General features: G+C 66.4%; 1 protein-coding gene. It reads left to right on the top strand.

Features of this window, described 5'->3' with window-relative positions; translation table 11 throughout:
- Position 1: 1 nt before the first annotated feature.
- Positions 2 to 217: recombinase family protein (locus HK28_RS13545; protein ID WP_304528631.1), on the top strand; the 216-nt coding region annotated here is incomplete at its 3' end.

Raw genomic sequence — 217 nt, 5'->3', positions numbered from 1 at the left:
GGTGTTCGCCGAACGGATCAGCGCCGTGAAGGACAGTCGCCCGCAGCTGGCCACTGCCGTCTCGTTCCTGCGCAAGGGCGACACCCTCGTGGTCACGAAGCCGGACCGCCTTGCGCGCTCCACCGGAGATCTGCTTGCGCTTGTGGAGCGCGTCCGCGAACGCGGAGCAGAACTTCGTATCCTGAGCATGGGTGGCGCAGAGCTCGACACCAGTTCG

This window comes from Acetobacter sp. DsW_063, from assembly GCF_002153745.1.
GTDB lineage: Bacteria > Pseudomonadota > Alphaproteobacteria > Acetobacterales > Acetobacteraceae > Acetobacter.
The sequence above is the reverse complement of the archived record's forward strand: the minus strand, read 5'-3'. Positions and strand labels throughout refer to the sequence as shown.